Raw genomic sequence first — 16,986 nt, forward strand, 5'->3', positions numbered from 1 at the left:
GTGGCCAGAAATTTTTTAAGCATTACTGTGGCCGGGACAAGCAATCCTGACGAGGATGGTTTTATTCCGAATGAGACCACATACACCTGCCCACCAGGTAAAGCAGCAAAAGTTATTGTGAGAAAAATGGCAACATCTATAGAAAGCCCTTTTGGACTTTTTGAGTCGGTCGATGGTGATCAGCATCCTTCTCCGTTCATTATCGCCCCTAGCGAAGTGGTGAAATTGATTTCTAGGGACCTGTCCACTGGAAACATTCTTGTGATAGAGGATGATATTTAATGCTGATCAAGACAAATGGCAGCTCAATTACCGCGTCGATAACCATTAACAATGAGCAGCGAGCAGCACAGTTTATTAACAGCAACCCTGAATACCTTTCTTATGAAGGAAACCTCTCACAGCCGCTTTATTGCTATGAATACGTTGATGGTGCTGTGCGGTTGAAAGACGGCTGGGAAGATATAAAGGCTGCCCGTGAAACGCTAGGGATTGATGTAGTCACGACACTGGAAGCAGCAAAAACCCTTCAGCTTGAAATCATCAACCAGGAACGTGACAAGGTGCTGAATGCGGGCGTTCCTTACGTTGTTAATGGCATGGATGATGTTATTCAGACCCGGCTTGAAGACAGAGTCAACCTGATGGCGCTGCGTACTGAAGCAGAAGAACGCCGCGCTGCTGGCGAGATGGACGCGGTAATGGCATTCCGTGGAGAAAACAACACCGACCATGCGGTAACACCACAGGAAATGATCAATATTGCTAATGCAGCACTTGCACACATCAAATTGATTTACGCCGAATCGTGGCAGTTAAAAGATGCTATCGACACCTCCAGCACGGTGGAGGAAGTTAAAGCGGTCACCTGGTAAACCTTCCACCTCACTCGCCGGGAGGCGACGATGCAAAAACAGTTCAAGAAGCTGCAATCTACCTTCAAGCAGATGCCCGAGGCTGAGCAGGCCAATATCACCGAGTCGATGACCAGCGCCGGCCGGCTGAATAAGATGCTGTCCAGTGATTCGCCGCTGATGAAACGGGCATCGACGCAGGGCCAGCAGACGGCCCAACGCCGTGGGCTGTTGAACAGCAGCCTGGCTGCGGGCGCTTCTCAAGGGGCGATGATTGACCGCGCTCAGCCGTTCGCACTGCAGGACAGCAACAACCTGATCAATAACGAGCAGTTCAATACCGATGCGCGTAACAAGCGCGGCCTGATTCAATCCGAGTTGATGAGTCAAAGCCACTTGAGTGATCAGGGCTATGAGCAACAGAAAGGTTTGAACGATCAGCTTCAGGGCTTCAAGCAGGATAATACAAAGCTGGATGACACCATCCAGCAAAAGCAGATGCGGCTGGCCCAGGCGTTAGAGCAGGGAAATATGCAGCTGGCCAACAGCCTGCAGAAAGACATCAATCGTCAGATGCAGGGCTTCCAGCAAGACAACATGCAGCTTGATAACAACCTGCAGCAAGACTTGAACGACCAGATGCAGGGCTTCCAGCAGGACAACATGAAGCTGGAAGACCGCATTAAGCAAACGCAGATGGAGCTTTCGCAGGCACTGGAACAAGGCAATATGCAGCTGGCCAACCAATTGCAGAAGCGATTAAACAGCCAGATGCAGGGCTTCCAGCAGGACAACATGAAACTGGATGACGAGATTCAGCAAGGGCAGATGAGCCTTGCGGATCAGATCAGCCAGACACAGATGGAACTCCAGAATGCGCTTGAGCAAGGCAATATGGAGCTCGCCAACACACTGCAGCAGAAACTGAACCAGCAGAAGTTTAGCCATGACCGTTTCCTGAATGAGCAGGGTTACGGCCACCAGCTGGGTCTTAACCAGCAGGGGTTCAATATCAACTCGGCGCTGAATGATCAGGGTTACCTGCACGATCTTGGCCGAGCGAACCAGCAGTTTGGCGTTCAATCTGCCTTAAAGGATCAGGACTATATACAGAACATTGGCTTGATCGGTGCGGAGCTGGGCGCAAACCAGGAGATGAGTTACCAGGAGTTCTTGCAGAAGGCAGGCTTGAACGAAATGGATAACGACAACCAGAGCCAGCAGGCTTACCAGGACTTCTTACGGCAGGCAGGGTTGAGCCAGCTTCAGGGCAATATTGCTAGCCAGCAATCCTACCAGGAGTTTATGCAACGGGCGGGACTCAATCAGCAGCAAGGTGGGATTCAAAGCCAGCTCAACAGCCAGGGCTTTGATCAGGACATGGCGGCAGAGCAGCAACGCTTCCAGAACCAGATTACCGGCATGGGCTATGAGTTCGATATCAGCCGCTATAACGTCAGCCAACAGTATGGCTCTGCTATTACTCAGCAGACGCTGCAGAACATCCAATCGCTGCAGTCTGACCCGAACCTTGACCCGGCTGCCAAAGAGGCCGCTATCAAGAATACGGTGGATATGGCCAACCAGACGCTTTCATGGGCCTCCGATTTCTACCAGACGCCGGTACCGGGTATGTCGACACCGGATTCCAGTTCGACCACCTACACACCTAACCCGAACACGCCAGCACCTAGCCTGCCTGAAGCACCGAGTGTCAGCGGCGCTAACAGTGGCGGATGGGCGAATACTGTCAATAACCCGCACCAGCAGCCCTCTGCCAGTTATGTGGCTGATGGTGTCCGACGGGCAGCGCAGGATTTTGGGTTATCTCTGAATAATGACCAGCTGAATACTGTTGTTAATAAGGTGTTTGACGCTGGCGGGCTGAACGAGCGTCAACTACGGCATGCGATTAACGAGTCGTCTGCGTCAAGCAGTCAGTCGTCAAGCAGCCAGCCATCCTCCAAACCCGCTGATCAGGTTTCCACGCTTTATAAGGAAATTTTCAACCGCGCACCTGGGACGCCAGCACTTAGCCATTACCGCCAGAAACTGGAAAGCGGCGAAATGACCCTTGACCAGATTCGTAACGAGTTCCAGGGAAGCCATGAATACAAGGTGATGGACCTTTACCAGAATCTGCTGGGCCGAGACCCGGACAAGTCAGGCCGTGATTACTACGTTCAGAAGCTATCGCGGGGGGAAATGACGCTGGCGGATGTTGAGCGTGATCTGAAGAACAGCGACGAATACCGCAGCCGGTAAAGGGGGTGATGTGATTATCCGTAACGCCAAGCCGCAGGATGTGACAGCCATTGTTGAGCTGGCGGTGGAGTCGGTCACGACCATCGCCCCGATAGAGGAGCTGCAGATTGACAGGGAAGCCATGAAAAACACCGTGGAGCTTTGCCTGGGGCCTGCCCATTGCTGCCTGGTGGCCGAGGTTGAGGGTGTCGTCGTAGGGGCCGTAGTGGCTCAGGTGATGCCGGGGTTTTGGTTCAGGCGGCTGCAGTGTTCCGTGTTGATGCACTACGCCCGCGAAAGCGGTGCCTGGGTGAAGTTGATGCGTGAACTGGCCGCGTGGATCAAGGGCCGCAGCGCTATCAAGATGGCGCTAATCGAGATTGAAGATTGCCACGATGACAAGGTGGTTCGCTTTGTCGAGCGGCTGGGGTTTTCCCGGCCATCCAAGAATCAGGTGTATGTGCGAGGTGCGGTATGAGCAAGGTCGTTAAGAGCGTTGGGCGCTCCATCAAGAAGGTGGTTAAAGGTGCGGGCAAGCTGGTTAAGAAGGTCGCTAAAGGCGCGGGCAAGCTGGTTAAGAAGGTGTGGGATAACCCGATTGGTAAAGCGGTAATTACAGCGGGCGCTGTCTATTTTACAGGGGGAGCGGCGCTTGGCGCCCTGGGGGCATCCGGTGGCGGGATGGCCGCTATGGGGCAAGGGGCCATGGCGGGCTTGTCGTCAGCTTGGTCGGGCATTACCGGCGCGGGTGCGGCGCTGGCTGGCGGTGGCGGGCTTTCAGGCGCTGGCTCCGCGATTGCCAGTGGTTGGGGTGGTGCAGGCGCTGCCGGTGCCAGTGCTGCCGGGCTTTCCAATGCAGCCGCTAACGGGGTGGCCAGTGGTGGCTTTCTGTCTCAGGCGGCTACCGGGGCGGCAGGCGGCGGTGGTGCAACCGCGTCAACGTTTGCCGGTAACGGCTTGAGTGGCACGGCGTTAAATGCGGCGCAACAGGTAGGCGGTGTAACCACCGCTGGCAGCGCAGGCGCGGCAGGCAGCGGAGTGACTGGCGGCTTTATGGCCAACACCGGTACCGGGGCAACACTGCCCGGTAACCTCTACGGCCAGGCGGCAGCGGGTGCAACGCAGGAAGGCGGCAAGGGGCTTCTGGGCCGCGTGATGAGTTCGCCCTACACCATGCCGACGCTGATCCAGACAGGCGGGAAAATGATGTCAGGTATGGCGCAGCAGAAGGCAGAAGAAGAGCAGCGGCAATATGAGGAAGATATGGATGAAGAAAGCCGCCGCCGTTACAACCACAACATTGGCACCCGTCTCTGGGGATAAGGAGCGACGACCATGGCAGGATTGATTGAACAAGGCATGCAGGATGAACAGGCGCTTCCACCAGAAGCACAGCCCGGGCAGGGCATGCCACCAGAGCAGGGTATGCCGCCCGAAGACGACGATGCCGACCTGAACGAAGATGACCCGGCGTTTCAGATGGCGCTGCAGCTGACCTATGACGCCCTGTATAAACAGGGGGCAGCTGACAAGATTCACCAGCAGTTGATGAACAGTGACAACCCGGTGGAGGCGATGGCCAATATCGCCTATGAAATCACCAGCATGGTCGATGAGCGCACTGACGGCCAGGTGCCTGACGAGCTGATGATTCTGCTGGCCTCTAACAGCTTGACCGAAGTGGGCGATATTGCCCTTGCCAGCGGCATCGAGATTGCCCCGGCCGAACTTGCGGAGGCGATGAAACAGATGATCCTACGGTTCGTTGGGGAGATGGGTCACGATACCCGCCAACTGCAACAGGCAATGGATGCGATACCGCCTGACCAGTTCAACCAGATGGTGAAAGACGGCGAGCAGCCGATGCCGCAAGGCGCCCAACCTGCACCACAGGCGCCGTCTGGCAATATGCCGCCGCAGGGCCAACCCGACTAAGAGGTGAACCATGGGATTACTGACAGGTGCCATGGCTGGCCTGGGGGCTGGCCTGTCGCAGACAGGTGACTTTCTGATGCAGGTCACCGCCGAGGAAGAGAAGGAAAAACGACTGCGCCAGTATGAGATGGCGCGTGAGAAACGCCAGAATCAGCGTCAGGATATGATTCGCAGTGAGGATCGGGAGTGGCAGCTGGAGGATTACGACAAGCAGCGCGAGCATTCGCTGGAAGATTACCAGATGCAGCGCACTGATCAGGTTGAGGATCGGGACTTTCAGGCAAACTTCACCCTGAAGCGGGACGATACGCAGTATGAGCGACAGATGGCTATGGAACGCTACCGCCAAAGCCAGCAGAACGCCCGCAGCGCTGCCAGCCGTGCGGCGAGCCGCCGCCAGCAACCAAAGTGGCAACTGATGCCTGATGGCAATGGTGGCTATATCCAGTATGACCCGGTGACCAACCAGAGCCGGGCGGCCAATTTGCCGGAGGGAGTTGGTGCCACTAACGAATGGGGCGACCGCGATAAAGCGCTGATGAATGCGTTTGAGAATGAATATAGCGCCCTTTCCAAGCGGGCCGAAACCATGGGGGTCGAAGCATTAGACCCGAGCGAGCAGCGCCGTTTGAAAGAGTTGCCCACCTTGATGCAACAGCACATTACGGGCATGGATGCTGGCGATGTAGATGCAGAACTTGATGCTGCCTTGGGCGTTGGTGGGGTAACGCCCAGCGGCGCAGATAACACGATGGAAGAAGAAGGCGGTGGAACGATCCCAGGCCTTGTTAACAGAGAACTGGAAAATCGTAGCAATGATGCAGAGGCGGCAAAGTCACGTAGAGAAGCTACGCAGGCACGGAAGGAAGCCGACCGCGTTATTGGCAAGGTTGAGCGTGAAAAGGTAGGCGGCGCTACGCCTGGTGGGCTAATGGCGGGAATTAACGAAGCTGCCGGGCGTGGTGGTGGTATTAGTCAGGAAACCCTGAACGAAGCACAGTCAGCTGCCAATAACCTTATCGCCCTTGATAACAACCCTAATATATCTGCTGACCAAAAACGCTGGATTGCCGAGCGGCTGATTGAGCTGAAAAACCTCGGTGTGCCAGTCAACCTACCTTAAAGCATTATCCGCTGCGGTATAATGAGCCTCGTATATCGCCACTCTTTTTCGCCTTGTCGGGAGACAACGCTTTATGTCCTTTATTGATGACCTACGTCAACGCAACCCCAACCTGAACCGCTTTACCGACCGCCAAATTGCCGACCGCTTACGCCAGCGGCCAGAGTTCGCGAACCTGCAGCCAACAGAATTTGAAGCCCAGGTGTTTGGTCAACCTGCCGGGCAGTCGCAGCCGGATGAAGAGCCTGGCTTTATGGCAGGCTTGAGCGCGGGTATCGATCAGGTTCAGGCCATGGGTGGCGGTCTGGTTATGGCTGCAGGTGAAGCCCTTGAGTCTGAAAGCTTGCTCAATACAGGCCGAGATGTCTACCAGCGCAACATGGATGAAGCCGGTGAGAACAGCCTGGGCTACGGATTCACTGATATTCGTGATGCTGGCGAGGCCTGGCAGTGGGCTAAATTTACCGCTGGCAACATGTTGCCGATGTTGGCGACGTCAGCCGCTGGTGGTGGTGTGGGTGGCGTGGCGGCTGGAGCGGTTGCTGGCACGGTAGCCAAGCAGGCCGCCATTAAGGCAGGTCAGGTTCTGGGTGCTGCCACAGCCTCTACTGGCATGGAGACCGGTGCCCTTATGGGGGAAACCGGCGATCTTGATGTTTCTCTCGCTCACGGCGTTGTTGCTGGTTCCCTTGATACCCTGACACCTTTAAGAATGCTACGCAGCATGGGTAAAGGCGACCTTGCCGATAAAGCAGCTGACGAGATTTCTTCCCGCGCTCTGCGTGATCTACGTGCTCAGGCAGAGCGGAGCGGCATGCGAAGTGCTGCCAGGGGAAGTCTGACTAATATGCTGTCTGAAGCTACCACCGAAGGTTTGCAGGGTTTGATCCACCAGCACGCGAGCTACTGGGTGGAAAATAACGGCGAGACCCTATTGGCTAACCTGGGTGAAGTCAATCTCAAGCAGTTGGCGGATGAGGCCGCTGCCGGTGGCTTGATGGGCGGGATTATCGGCGCACCTGTCGGACTGGCTGAACGCCGCCAGGCTCGCCAGACGCAGGCCAGCATTGAGCAGAATACTGCCGCCCGCACTGCCGAAGCCCGTGAACAGGCCGCTGCTGCAGGTGAAGACTCACTTGGTCAGGCGCAAGCCGCGCAGCAGGCAGAACAGGAAGCCGAAAGCGAACAGCAGGCATCCAATCGGCAGCGTCAGCAAGAGCAGGGGTCGCAACTCAGCACTGACCTCTATCAGCGGCTTAATCGCTCAATGGGCGTGCTTGATGTTCTGGAAAGCCGCCAAGGCGACTTGCAGGGCATGAGCCGTACCAAGCTAAACAGCGTGCGCGATAAAGTGCGACGTGCTGACCGTGCCTTTGAGCAACAACGCTATCAAGAAGCCGGTAACTTATTAAACCTGGCCGAGAGCGGTTTGCAGGAACTTGATAGCGAGGTTCAGTACCTAGCGGGCCGACAGCGGCAAGAAGCATCAAAACAGGAACCACAGCAACGCGAACCCGAAACACCGCTATTACCTCATTACGGCACTATCTACGGGGAAGGCCCAACGGCTGGCAATGCCAACACCGGCCTGGATCAACCCTTTGACCGCGCCCGCTTTACTGATACGGGTGCCCGCTCCGCTGTAGATAGCCAGCGTGCCCAACAGCAAGCACAGGCAGAGCGCGCCGCACAGGCTGCACGTTCGCGTGGCAAGAGCGAAACCACGTACCTGCCAGACAATACCCCCATCAAGACCCGCTTTCGTGTCATGGAAGCCAGTGCGCTAACGCCTTCCAACACGCCGGATGGCCGCGTCAACCCCCGTTACCCGCAGGAGCTTCAGCCGCGAGACCGTACCAACGCTAACAGCCAGGTGCAGGTACGCAACATCGCCAGCCGCTTGAACCCTGAGCGTTTGGGGTCAAGCACGGATGCCAGCACCGGTGCCCCCATTATCGGCAACGATGGTGTGGTGGAATCTGGTAATGGCCGCACCATGGCGATCAGTGCGGCGTACAACCAGAACAGCCCGCAGTCACAGCGCTACCGTGAATACATACGCGCCGAAGCCGAGCGCCAGGGTATCGATCCTTCCGCCGTTGATAACATGCAGCAGCCGGTACTGGTTCGTGAGCGCACGACCAATGTAGACCGGGCCGACTTTGCCCGTCGTGCCAATGAAAGCAGCGTGGCCGGTATGACTGCCTATGAGCAGGCGCAGGCCGACGCGGATAGCCTGACTGCGCAGGACATTCAAGCATGGGCACCGGACGAAAGCGGCGACCCACTGGCCGCCAGCAATCGCAACTTCCAGCGCAACTTTGTGCGCAGCCTTGGCAATAACGAAGCCAGCCGCTACACCACCCGTGATGGCCAGGCCACGCCGGAGCTTGGCCAGCGTATGCAGCGTGCCATCTTTGCCGCCGCGTATCAGGATCCGGATATGGTGGAAATGACCACCGAGCAGTCTGACAATATGCGCAACCTGACGGCTGGCCTGCAGGCTGCCGCCGCTGACCTGGCGGCAGCGCGAGAAACCGGCAGCCGAGACGCACTTGATGCCATCGATACGATTGCCGATGCGGTGCGTTTGGTGCGTCAATCTCGTCGTGATGACATGAGTGTGCGTGAATTGGTTCGTCAGCAGGATGCCTTCAGCGATCCGGTACCGGAATCAACCGCTGAGCTTGCGCTGGGGCTTAATAACAGCATGCGCAGCCGTCAGGGAATGACTGATGCCTTAACCAAAGTGGCGCGTAATATTCGCACACGAGCAGAAAACGAAAACAACGGCGCGCTGTTTGAAGACACGACCACCAACGAGGATGTATTCAATGCAGGATTCCAAGGGCAAGCCGCAGAACAGGGTCAAGATCAAGTGCAAGGACAACGCCCGCCTGAAACCGATGTTTCAGCAGGCGTTCCACGAAGCCAATCAGGCGCTACCGGAAGGCCACAAGATGAATCTACCCAAGGGGCTGCGCTTACCGGAGAAGCCCCAGCAGTAGACAGCGAGCCGCTACTCAACACCTATACCGAGCAAGACCTTGCCGAGCGCGACCTTCAGCAGCAAGAGGCTGACGCCGCCGAGCAAACCAGCATGCGCGAGCAGGAACAGCGCGCCCAGGCAGACGCCGAGGTTGACGACTTTAACCTGAGCGGCAGCAACAGCACCACCGATATAGCGGCGTCACGCGGGCAGAATGACTTGCTTGGGGTGCAGCCTGATACTGCACCGATGAAGAATGTAGAAAGCGTGCAGAATGATGCAGAAAGCCAACCAGCTATCAGCACGCCGGATGCGGCACAGCTTGACGCTGATGACGCCTTGGAGAGTGCTCAAGCTGGGCCAGCTCAGACAGAACCAGCGCTAGAACCAGTCATTCAGCGCCGCGCCAATGGTGATGCCTTTGGATCCGAGCGCAGCGCAATGGCGAGCAAGTACGCCCGCGATGCCAAGAAAGAAGGTCGACGTGTAAAAGCGGTACCGGTGGAGGGTGGTTATGCTGTACAGATTGAAGACAGCACCAAAGGTAAGGACGGCGAGCAAGCCAGTAAAATGGGTTCCGGTGACACCGGAAAGGGATACGGCAATCTCGGTGCTACGCACGATGGACCTACACCCACCCGTTCCACCGTGGGAGCGGAACCCAGTACAAATATAGATCAAGCCGAAGGCGGCGAGCAATCCGCCAAGCAGCCTATTCAGGACTTCGGTGAGAAGATTGAGGGTGCCCGTAAAGACCAGGTGAATAAGGTGCTGGATGGCCTGAAAGAAAAGGCAGATAACACCTCAACGCTAAGCGAAGCCTTCCCGGCTCCCAACTATACCAAGCTGATAGAAGAAGGCGTGGACCCGCGTTCCGCCGCCATGGTGGCTGTGCTTCGACAGAGTATTCCCGCCAAGCCGCGCAATGCGTACAAGCTGCGCCAGTGGGTGTCGGCGTTACAAAGCGCCCAATCACTTGCTGAGCAGCTGCTGGATGGCAGCCGTTCGTTTGATGCAATGCTTGAGAAGGTGAGCGCCAAGGAATACCGCCAGCTGGAAGGCACTTTGCGAACCGCAGAGCTTATCGCGCCGATCAAGCCCAGCCTGTTAACCAAAGCCGCCAAGTGGAAGGTAGAAGCAAAATCCGGCTTTAGCCTTTACAACGGTGAAAAGTTTGACCTCAACACCACTGTTTATGAACTGCGTGACGAACGTGGGCGACGCACAGGGATATGGGCAACCGACTTTGAACAGTTGCGTGAGAAAGCCGCCAACACCATTACCCGTGCGGTTGAAGACGACGGTAGCAAGCCGAAAAGCAAATACACCAAGGTCAACGTTTACCGAAACACCCGGACAGGTGACCGCTTTATTGCCTTCAAAGCATCAAGCCGCGTGATTCGTTTGAAAGGTGGTTTTGAGTCGGTAGCGGAGGCATCCACTTATATCGATGAAAATCAGGACGCTATTCAGCAGCAGATTGATGCCTTGCGTGCAGGCCCCAGGATGCGCGGCGAAACCAACGCGCCGCGTGAGGGCATGGATCAAAGAGAAGGGGATATTTCCCCTGATGATTTTCAGGCAGCGTTTGGATTTCGTGGCGTACAGTTTGGCAACTACGTGGAAGACAAACGCCGCCAGGATGATTTGAACCGTGCCTATGATGCACTGATGGACTTGGCCATGTCGTTGGGCGTGCCGCCTAAGGCGATGTCACTGGATGGCACCCTTGGGCTGGCGTTCGGCGCGCGCGGCAGAGGCGGCAAGCGACCTGCTGCCGCTCACTACGAACCCGGCCAGGTGGTGATCAACCTTACCAAGAAAAGCGGTGCTGGCAGCCTTGCCCATGAATGGTTTCATGCCCTGGACAACTTCATCCCGCATGGCCAGGGAACCCAGAAGTTTCAGACCGACCTGACCAGCGAAGGCCCTGCACGCGCAGAGTTGGCCGAGCGCTGGCGGGAAATGCGTGCCGCACTGAAAGACAGCGGATTCAAAAAGCGCTCTGACGGTTTCGATGAGGCGCGTTCCAAGCCTTATTACGGCACACCGGTTGAACTGGCGGCGCGTTCCTTCGAGCGCTATACCCGCGAGCGCCTTGATGAGCAAGGGGTTCGTAACGACTACCTGGTGAATATCGTGCTGGGTGAGGAATCCCCTTATCCCACCGATCAGGAAATGGACGTTATTCGCCCGGCTTTTGACCGCTTGCTAGGAACGCTGGAACACCGGGAAACAGAGCGGGGTGTGCAGCTATATTCAGCCAATGTGGGGTCTGAAAGCACTCGGCCAGCGCCACGAGCTGAGGATATCAAGCAGGCTTTAGAGGGTGTCAGGGAGTTAGGCGATGTGGCGGTGGTGCAGTCCACTCGTGATTTACCCCCCGAGGTACAGTTGAGAATGGCCCTTGATGGTGTGAGCCCCGGTGATGTGCGTGGCTTGTATGCGAGGGACAAGCTGTATGTGGTGGCCAATAACGTGGACAGTGTGCAGGAGGGTATTCGCACCGCTGTGCATGAAGCCGTGGGCCATAAGGGTATTCGTGGTGTGCTGGGCGACAGCCTGGATACCACCATGCTGGCCCTATACCGCAGTTTACCGAATAGCAAGGAAGGCCGTGCCGCACTCAAAGAAGTGTTGGATAACTACCCCTTCCTTGACCCACAAAAACGCGAAGACCGTATTACCATTGGCGAGGAAATGGTGGCGCACCTGCTGGAGAAAGGCCACCGACCCAAGGCTTGGCAGCGGGCTGTTGCCAAGATTCGTGATGCATTGCGCCGACTGTTTCCATCGGTTGGTTGGACCTATACCGATGTGCTGGCCATGGGTGAGCAAAGCCGGGAGTATTTGCGTCGTGAGCAGGATCGTCGGGTAGCTGAGAAAGCAGCTACCACCATGGCACGCTATAGCCAACGAAGCGGCGAGAACACGCTGTTTACGCCGATCAAGCAGGAGGCAGAGGCGTATCGTTCTGAGCTTTCCAGGCAGGTTATTAGAGAGCGGATGCCACGCAAACGTTTTTCACTGGGACGCACACCGCCAGTTTTGGCGGCACTGGGTGCGCCAGACTTGCCATTGTCTGTTGATAGCGGTGTTATTTATAAGGCAACTCAGGGTAAGCATAGCGTTTCTATGGAAGTCGTTAAGCAGCTGCCCGAGTTGTTGCATGATCCGATAATGGTAATGGACTCTGCCACGCAGGAATCAGCACTTGTCGTGATGGTGCAGGGAGTAGACCAACAGGGGCGACCAGTATTGGTGCCGCTGCACTTGAATAAGCGCGAAGCTCGATTAGAGGTAAATCGTGTCGCCAGTGCTTATGGTCGCCATAATCCACAAGCCTTTATTGAACGCGAATTCGTTGAAGGCAGGGTGCGTTATTTGCAGACACAAAAAAGCCCTGAGTGGCTCCAGTCCATACGGCTACAATTGCCGGGGGAGGGAGTCTCTCAAGGCCCATATTCAAGTTTACTCACCCCTGATGATATTGGCAATCTTGATGCTGATATCCGCTACAGCCTTCGCGGCAATCATCGTAGCGCCTTTGAAAACCAGTTCAGTGACTTTACCGATGCTGACCGAGCGGCGGCCGCCAAGATTGGTAGCCGCACACCGCCTCAACAAGCGATGCAGTGGTTCAAGGAGCATGCTGACCGGGCCGGTACCAAAATTCGCCAGGGCATGGTCGATCGTTTCGCGGCACTGAAAGAAATGGATGAAGCCATCTATGGGGAGTCTACCCTGGGTGAGAATATTCAGCGCTCCAGCTGGGTGCTGGCTCGCATGAGTAACGCTGCCAACGGCGCTCTACATGCCTTGCTGCACAACGGGCGTATCAAGCTGGATGCACAGGAGAAGGTGATTAACCTGCAGGACGGGGACGCCAAGGGGCTGGGTGAAGTGCTTGGCCGCCTGGGGAGCGCCGCCGAAATTGAGCGTTTCATGGGATGGATAGCGGGTAACCGTGCCGCCAAACTGGCAGAAGAAGGCCGTGAAAACCTGTTTGATGCGGAAAATGTCGGTGCCATGAAACGCTGGAACCGTGGCCAGATGGAAGATGGTCGCCGCCGCGAACAGGTATATCAGGAGGTTTTCAATGAGTTTCAGCAATACCGGGATGACGTGCTGGCGGTTGCTGAACAGAGCGGCATTATTTCCGGCGAACAGCGCGACCTGTGGCGTGATGATTTCTATGTGCCGTTCTACCGTTTGAGCGAGGATAAAGGCGCGCCCAGCGGACAGCTTGGCACGGCGGGGCTTTCACGACAGCAGGCATACAAACGCCTGAAAGGGGGCACCCAGAACCTGAACGACTTGCTACAAAACACCATGATGAACTTCCACCACCTACTGGATGCAAGCCTGAAGAACCAGGCAGCGGTTCAGGCGGTAGAGAACGCTAAACAGCTTGGCATGGCCGAGCGCGTACCGGAAAGCAACCGCGATACCAAGAAAAGCACTTTTGTGATGGAGAACGGTAAGAAGGTGTTTTATGAGATTGATGACCCGCTGGTGTTCCAGGCGCTGACTGCTTTAGCACACCCCGGCATGAACAGCACGGCTATGAAGGTAATGCGTGGCTTTAAGCGTGTGTTTACCAATATGACGACGACAACGCCACAATTCATAATTGCCAACCTGATCCGGGATTCGCTGCAGGCGACGGCCACCAACGACGTAAGCAAAAACGTTTTCAAAAACGTCGTGGAGGGTGGACGAAGCTGGAAAGATCAACGTATTCGCGCACAGATGATGGCGAGCGGAGCCGCCTTTAACTTCGGCCACCTGTACGGCACCAACCCTGACGAGCTTCGCGCCCAGCTTACTCGTAATATGCGCGGGGCTGATCTTGTTGATGGGCCTCACATGGTGCCCAAGGTACTAGCAAAGGCGTGGAGTGGCTGGAACGACATTAACAATGCAGCGGAGAACGTTAACCGTGCGGCGATATATACCCAGAATCGTGAAGGTGGTGAGCTTCGCGCTGCCTTTGAGTCACGCGACCTGATTGATTTCAGCGCTCATGGGGCATGGCCAGCGGTTCGCATACTGATTGATATCGTGCCATTTCTGAATGCGCGTATTCAGGGCCTGGACAAGATTTACCGCAGTGGTATAAAGCCTGGCGCATCCGTGTTGCGTGAGCTGTTTGGTGGCAATAGAGCCAATGTGACCGATAAACAAGCGGCTGGCCGTTTCTGGGCAGTGACCGGTGCGCTGACCATGGCCACCATTGCGCTATACCTGCATAACCATGATGACGAGGAGTACGACAAGCTGGAAGACTGGCAAAAAGATACGTATTGGTTCTTCCGTGTAGGGGAAAATGCGATGTTTATTCCTAAACCGTTTGAAGTGGGTGCCATTGCGACGTTGGCCGAGCGGGTTACCCAGCAGTTCGTTGACGACAAAGCTACTGGCAAGGTGTTCGCCCAGCGCTTAATGCACATGATGACGGACACCTTCAGCTTTTCGCCGGTGCCCCAGGCGGTGCAGCCTGCGCTGGATATTTACGCTAACTATGACGCCTTTACCGGACGGCCTATTGAAAGCATGGGCATGGATCGACTTTCCCCCGAACTGCGACGTCGGCATAACACCTCAAAAGCAGGCGAATGGATAAGCGCAGGATTGAATAAGACATTGGGCGCCATTGGTCACCCTGATAAGAACCCATTGGCTTTGTCACCTGTGCAAGTCGATCATTTGATTGGCGGTTACTTCGGGCAGGTAGGTACCTGGGTGGCAGGTTCAGGCGATATAGCCTGGCGGCTTGCGACGGGGGTTGAAGCTCCCGAACGGCGCTGGCATGAATACCAGCCGGTCAGACGCTTTTACCGCGACTTGAGTGGTGAAGGCGGCTACACAAAATACGGTACCCTCTTTTATGAAGGGCTGCGCGAAGCTAGCCGGGCGCAGGCTGACGTGAAGGAATTACGAGAAATGGGTAGGCTTGCTGACGCCATGGAGCTGACCCGCGACAAGCAGGCATTACTTGCCTTGCGTACACCGCTTAACAGGGCGCAACGCCGACTCAGCACCATTAACAAGCGTATTGATCTGGTGCGAAAATCCAGCATGAGCGGTGAACTGAAACGCCAACGCATTGAGCGGCTGCAAGCGATCAAGAACCAGATTCAACGAGCGCTGGGGGAAAGGGTGCTAGAGGCAAGGGTGGCAGGCTAATTACTTGCCTGCAGCGAAAACCCCAAGCAGAAACAACAAGCCAAACAATAAGGCTGGCATATTAACAAGCAGGGCAATAATGATCAGGCTGCCAGGCAGCCCGAGGTAACTGACGATCAGCCAGCCCTGCACGTTTTGCCAGTTTCTTGGCATGGCGGTCATGACGAGTATTCCCAGCAACGGCAGGATGAAGGCAAGCCCAAGAATCTCTTCAAGCGTCATAGACCCATCCTTAATGCGTTAATTGAGGGATATATAATACGCTAATGTAAGAAATAACTTACATACAAGGCTTCTGATTTCATCTATTTTGATATTAGCAACGCCTTAAACGTCGCCATTGGCATGCCGCAAGCGCTGCTAGATGATTAGCCACCTTCGGGTGGCTTTTTTGATTCAGATTGTGAAGAAAGTTTGCAAATTTAGGCGAGGAGGGGGCAACCCTTGCTGGTCTGGCGGGAGCTGTATAACGGCAGTCGTTCCCCTCGTAATATTTTTGGTGTTTTTTGACCGCACAAAACAGAAAAGGGAATCAGTTAAGTAACTGATTCCCTTTGCATTCTGGCGGAGGGACAGGGATTCGAACCCTGGAAGGGCTATTGACCCTTGCCGGTTTTCAAGACCGGTGCATTCAACCGCTCTGCCATCCCTCCGACTTGGTGCGTATACTATCAGCATTATCCTGAAAGTCAACGAGCTTGGCTGATTTCAATAGCATTTTTCTGTGTAGGGTGGTGTTAATTCATCTGCCACTCCAACCAGTCGGTAAAGGTTGCCCAGGAACGCTGGTCTGCTTGCTCATCGTAGCGATCGCTACCAAAAACACTAAAAGCATGTGGAGCCCCTGAGTAAATGCCAACTTCGTAGCTAACATCAGCTTCTTCCAGAGCAGAGGCGAGAGAGGATACTGACTCCAAGCTCACAATTTGGTCGCCACCGCCATGAGCGATGAAAATGGGTGAGATGCCATTTTCGTATGACTGGCCTTCAGGCGTTTCCAGGCCGCCATGAAAACTGGCGTAACCTGCCGTGTTTTCAAGGGTATTGGCACGAGCCATTTCAAGCACGACGGAACCACCAAAACAGTAACCAAGCAGAACGTTGTTTTCAGCCATTCCTTCCGCTAATGCAGCTTCTATTCCGCCATGGGTTAAATATCGCATGCGTTCCCTGTCCTGATACAGTTCACGGGTAGCGGCTTGTTTGTCTTCCAGCGCTTGAGGGCGGTTACCTTCACCATAAAGGTCGAGAGCAAAGCTGTCGTATCCTTGATCGGCTAACATATCAGCGCGTTGGCGTTCATAATCGTCGAGACCATCCCAGTCATGGACAATCAAAACGGAACCTTTGGCACTGCCTTTGGCTGCTACGAAGTAGCCCTCAAAGGTCTCATCACCCAGTTGATAAGAAACATTGGTCCCGGAAGGCGTAAACGCTAAGGCGGGAAGCGAGCTGAACAATAATGCTATACCAGCAATACGTTGGGAGCAGGTCATAAAGCCACCCTTTTTATTTAGTCAATGATGAATCATGCTATTTTGAGCCCAGAAAGACAGCGTGAGGGCAAAAGTTAACGCTTCGTTCTACAATGTAAAAGGTAAGTGAAATATCTGCATGCGCTTTGTTACATTAGAGCGTGGAAATAGAGTTGT

10 protein-coding genes and 1 tRNA gene are annotated in these 16,986 nt (G+C 55.3%); 8 read left to right on the plus strand and 3 right to left on the minus strand.

The window, feature by feature from the left end; all coding sequences use genetic code 11:
• The 8 genes from ACU6TU_RS08430 (at window position 1) to ACU6TU_RS08465 (ending at window position 15,334) form a co-directional block, all read left to right on the plus strand.
• Window positions 1-282 carry a hypothetical protein gene (locus tag ACU6TU_RS08430; RefSeq protein WP_447144107.1) on the plus strand — a complete coding sequence of 94 codons (282 nt, stop codon included), beginning with the start codon at window positions 1-3 and terminating at the stop codon, window positions 280-282.
• Window positions 282-875 carry a DUF4376 domain-containing protein gene (locus tag ACU6TU_RS08435; RefSeq protein WP_447144108.1) on the plus strand — a complete coding sequence of 198 codons (594 nt, stop codon included), beginning with the start codon at window positions 282-284 and terminating at the stop codon, window positions 873-875. Before ACU6TU_RS08430 ends, ACU6TU_RS08435 begins: the two co-directional genes overlap by 1 nt.
• A 30-nt stretch (window positions 876-905) precedes the next feature.
• A complete protein-coding gene (locus tag ACU6TU_RS08440) occupies window positions 906-3,119 on the plus strand; it encodes a DUF4214 domain-containing protein (RefSeq protein WP_447144109.1) in 2,214 nt (737 codons plus the stop codon).
• Between the two features lie 10 nt (window positions 3,120-3,129).
• Entirely contained in the window at window positions 3,130-3,576 is a 447-nt protein-coding gene (locus ACU6TU_RS08445) for a GNAT family N-acetyltransferase (RefSeq protein WP_447144110.1), read from the plus strand.
• The gene (locus ACU6TU_RS08450; RefSeq protein ID WP_447144111.1) at window positions 3,573-4,421 is read left to right on the plus strand and encodes a hypothetical protein; all 849 of its coding nucleotides are present in this window, start codon (window positions 3,573-3,575) and stop codon (window positions 4,419-4,421) included. Before ACU6TU_RS08445 ends, ACU6TU_RS08450 begins: the two co-directional genes overlap by 4 nt.
• Before the next feature lie 12 nt (window positions 4,422-4,433).
• Window positions 4,434-5,033 (plus strand): hypothetical protein, encoded by a 600-nt coding sequence (locus ACU6TU_RS08455; RefSeq protein WP_447144112.1) that lies wholly within the window; start codon window positions 4,434-4,436, stop codon window positions 5,031-5,033.
• A 10-nt stretch (window positions 5,034-5,043) separates the two neighbouring features.
• Window positions 5,044-6,156, plus strand: coding sequence for a hypothetical protein (locus tag ACU6TU_RS08460; protein WP_447144113.1), 1,113 nt, complete (start codon window positions 5,044-5,046; stop codon window positions 6,154-6,156).
• A 73-nt stretch (window positions 6,157-6,229) separates the two neighbouring features.
• The gene (locus tag ACU6TU_RS08465) at window positions 6,230-15,334 is read left to right on the plus strand and encodes an LPD38 domain-containing protein (RefSeq protein ID WP_447144114.1); all 9,105 of its coding nucleotides are present in this window, start codon (window positions 6,230-6,232) and stop codon (window positions 15,332-15,334) included.
• Here ACU6TU_RS08465 and ACU6TU_RS08470 read toward each other — a convergent pair whose 3' ends face one another.
• The 3 genes from ACU6TU_RS08470 to ACU6TU_RS08480 form a co-directional block, all read right to left on the minus strand.
• Window positions 15,335-15,556, minus strand: a complete 222-nt coding sequence (locus ACU6TU_RS08470; protein ID WP_447144115.1) for a hypothetical protein — start codon at window positions 15,554-15,556, stop codon at window positions 15,335-15,337.
• A 340-nt stretch (window positions 15,557-15,896) separates the two neighbouring features.
• Window positions 15,897-15,987, minus strand: a tRNA-Ser gene (locus ACU6TU_RS08475).
• Between the two features lie 84 nt (window positions 15,988-16,071).
• Window positions 16,072-16,830 (minus strand): dienelactone hydrolase family protein, encoded by a 759-nt coding sequence (locus ACU6TU_RS08480; protein ID WP_447144116.1) that lies wholly within the window; start codon window positions 16,828-16,830, stop codon window positions 16,072-16,074.
• Window positions 16,831-16,986: the final 156 nt, after the last annotated feature.

It is taken from the genome of Halomonas sp. LS-001 (assembly GCF_052983955.1).

What these genes read in the sequence shown, in the direction of transcription:
- ACU6TU_RS08435 (WP_447144108.1), top strand. Translation starts at nt 282, where the DNA reads ATGCTGATCAAGACAAATGGCAGCTCAATTACCGCGTCGATAACCATT.
- ACU6TU_RS08440 (WP_447144109.1), top strand. Translation starts at nt 906, where the DNA reads ATGCAAAAACAGTTCAAGAAGCTGCAATCTACCTTCAAGCAGATGCCC.
- ACU6TU_RS08450 (WP_447144111.1), top strand. Translation starts at nt 3,573, where the DNA reads ATGAGCAAGGTCGTTAAGAGCGTTGGGCGCTCCATCAAGAAGGTGGTT.
- ACU6TU_RS08455 (WP_447144112.1), top strand. Translation starts at nt 4,434, where the DNA reads ATGGCAGGATTGATTGAACAAGGCATGCAGGATGAACAGGCGCTTCCA.
- ACU6TU_RS08460 (WP_447144113.1), top strand. Translation starts at nt 5,044, where the DNA reads ATGGGATTACTGACAGGTGCCATGGCTGGCCTGGGGGCTGGCCTGTCG.
- ACU6TU_RS08465 (WP_447144114.1), top strand. Translation starts at nt 6,230, where the DNA reads ATGTCCTTTATTGATGACCTACGTCAACGCAACCCCAACCTGAACCGC.
- ACU6TU_RS08470 (WP_447144115.1), bottom strand. Translation starts at nt 15,556, where the DNA reads ATGACGCTTGAAGAGATTCTTGGGCTTGCCTTCATCCTGCCGTTGCTG.
- ACU6TU_RS08480 (WP_447144116.1), bottom strand. Translation starts at nt 16,830, where the DNA reads ATGACCTGCTCCCAACGTATTGCTGGTATAGCATTATTGTTCAGCTCG.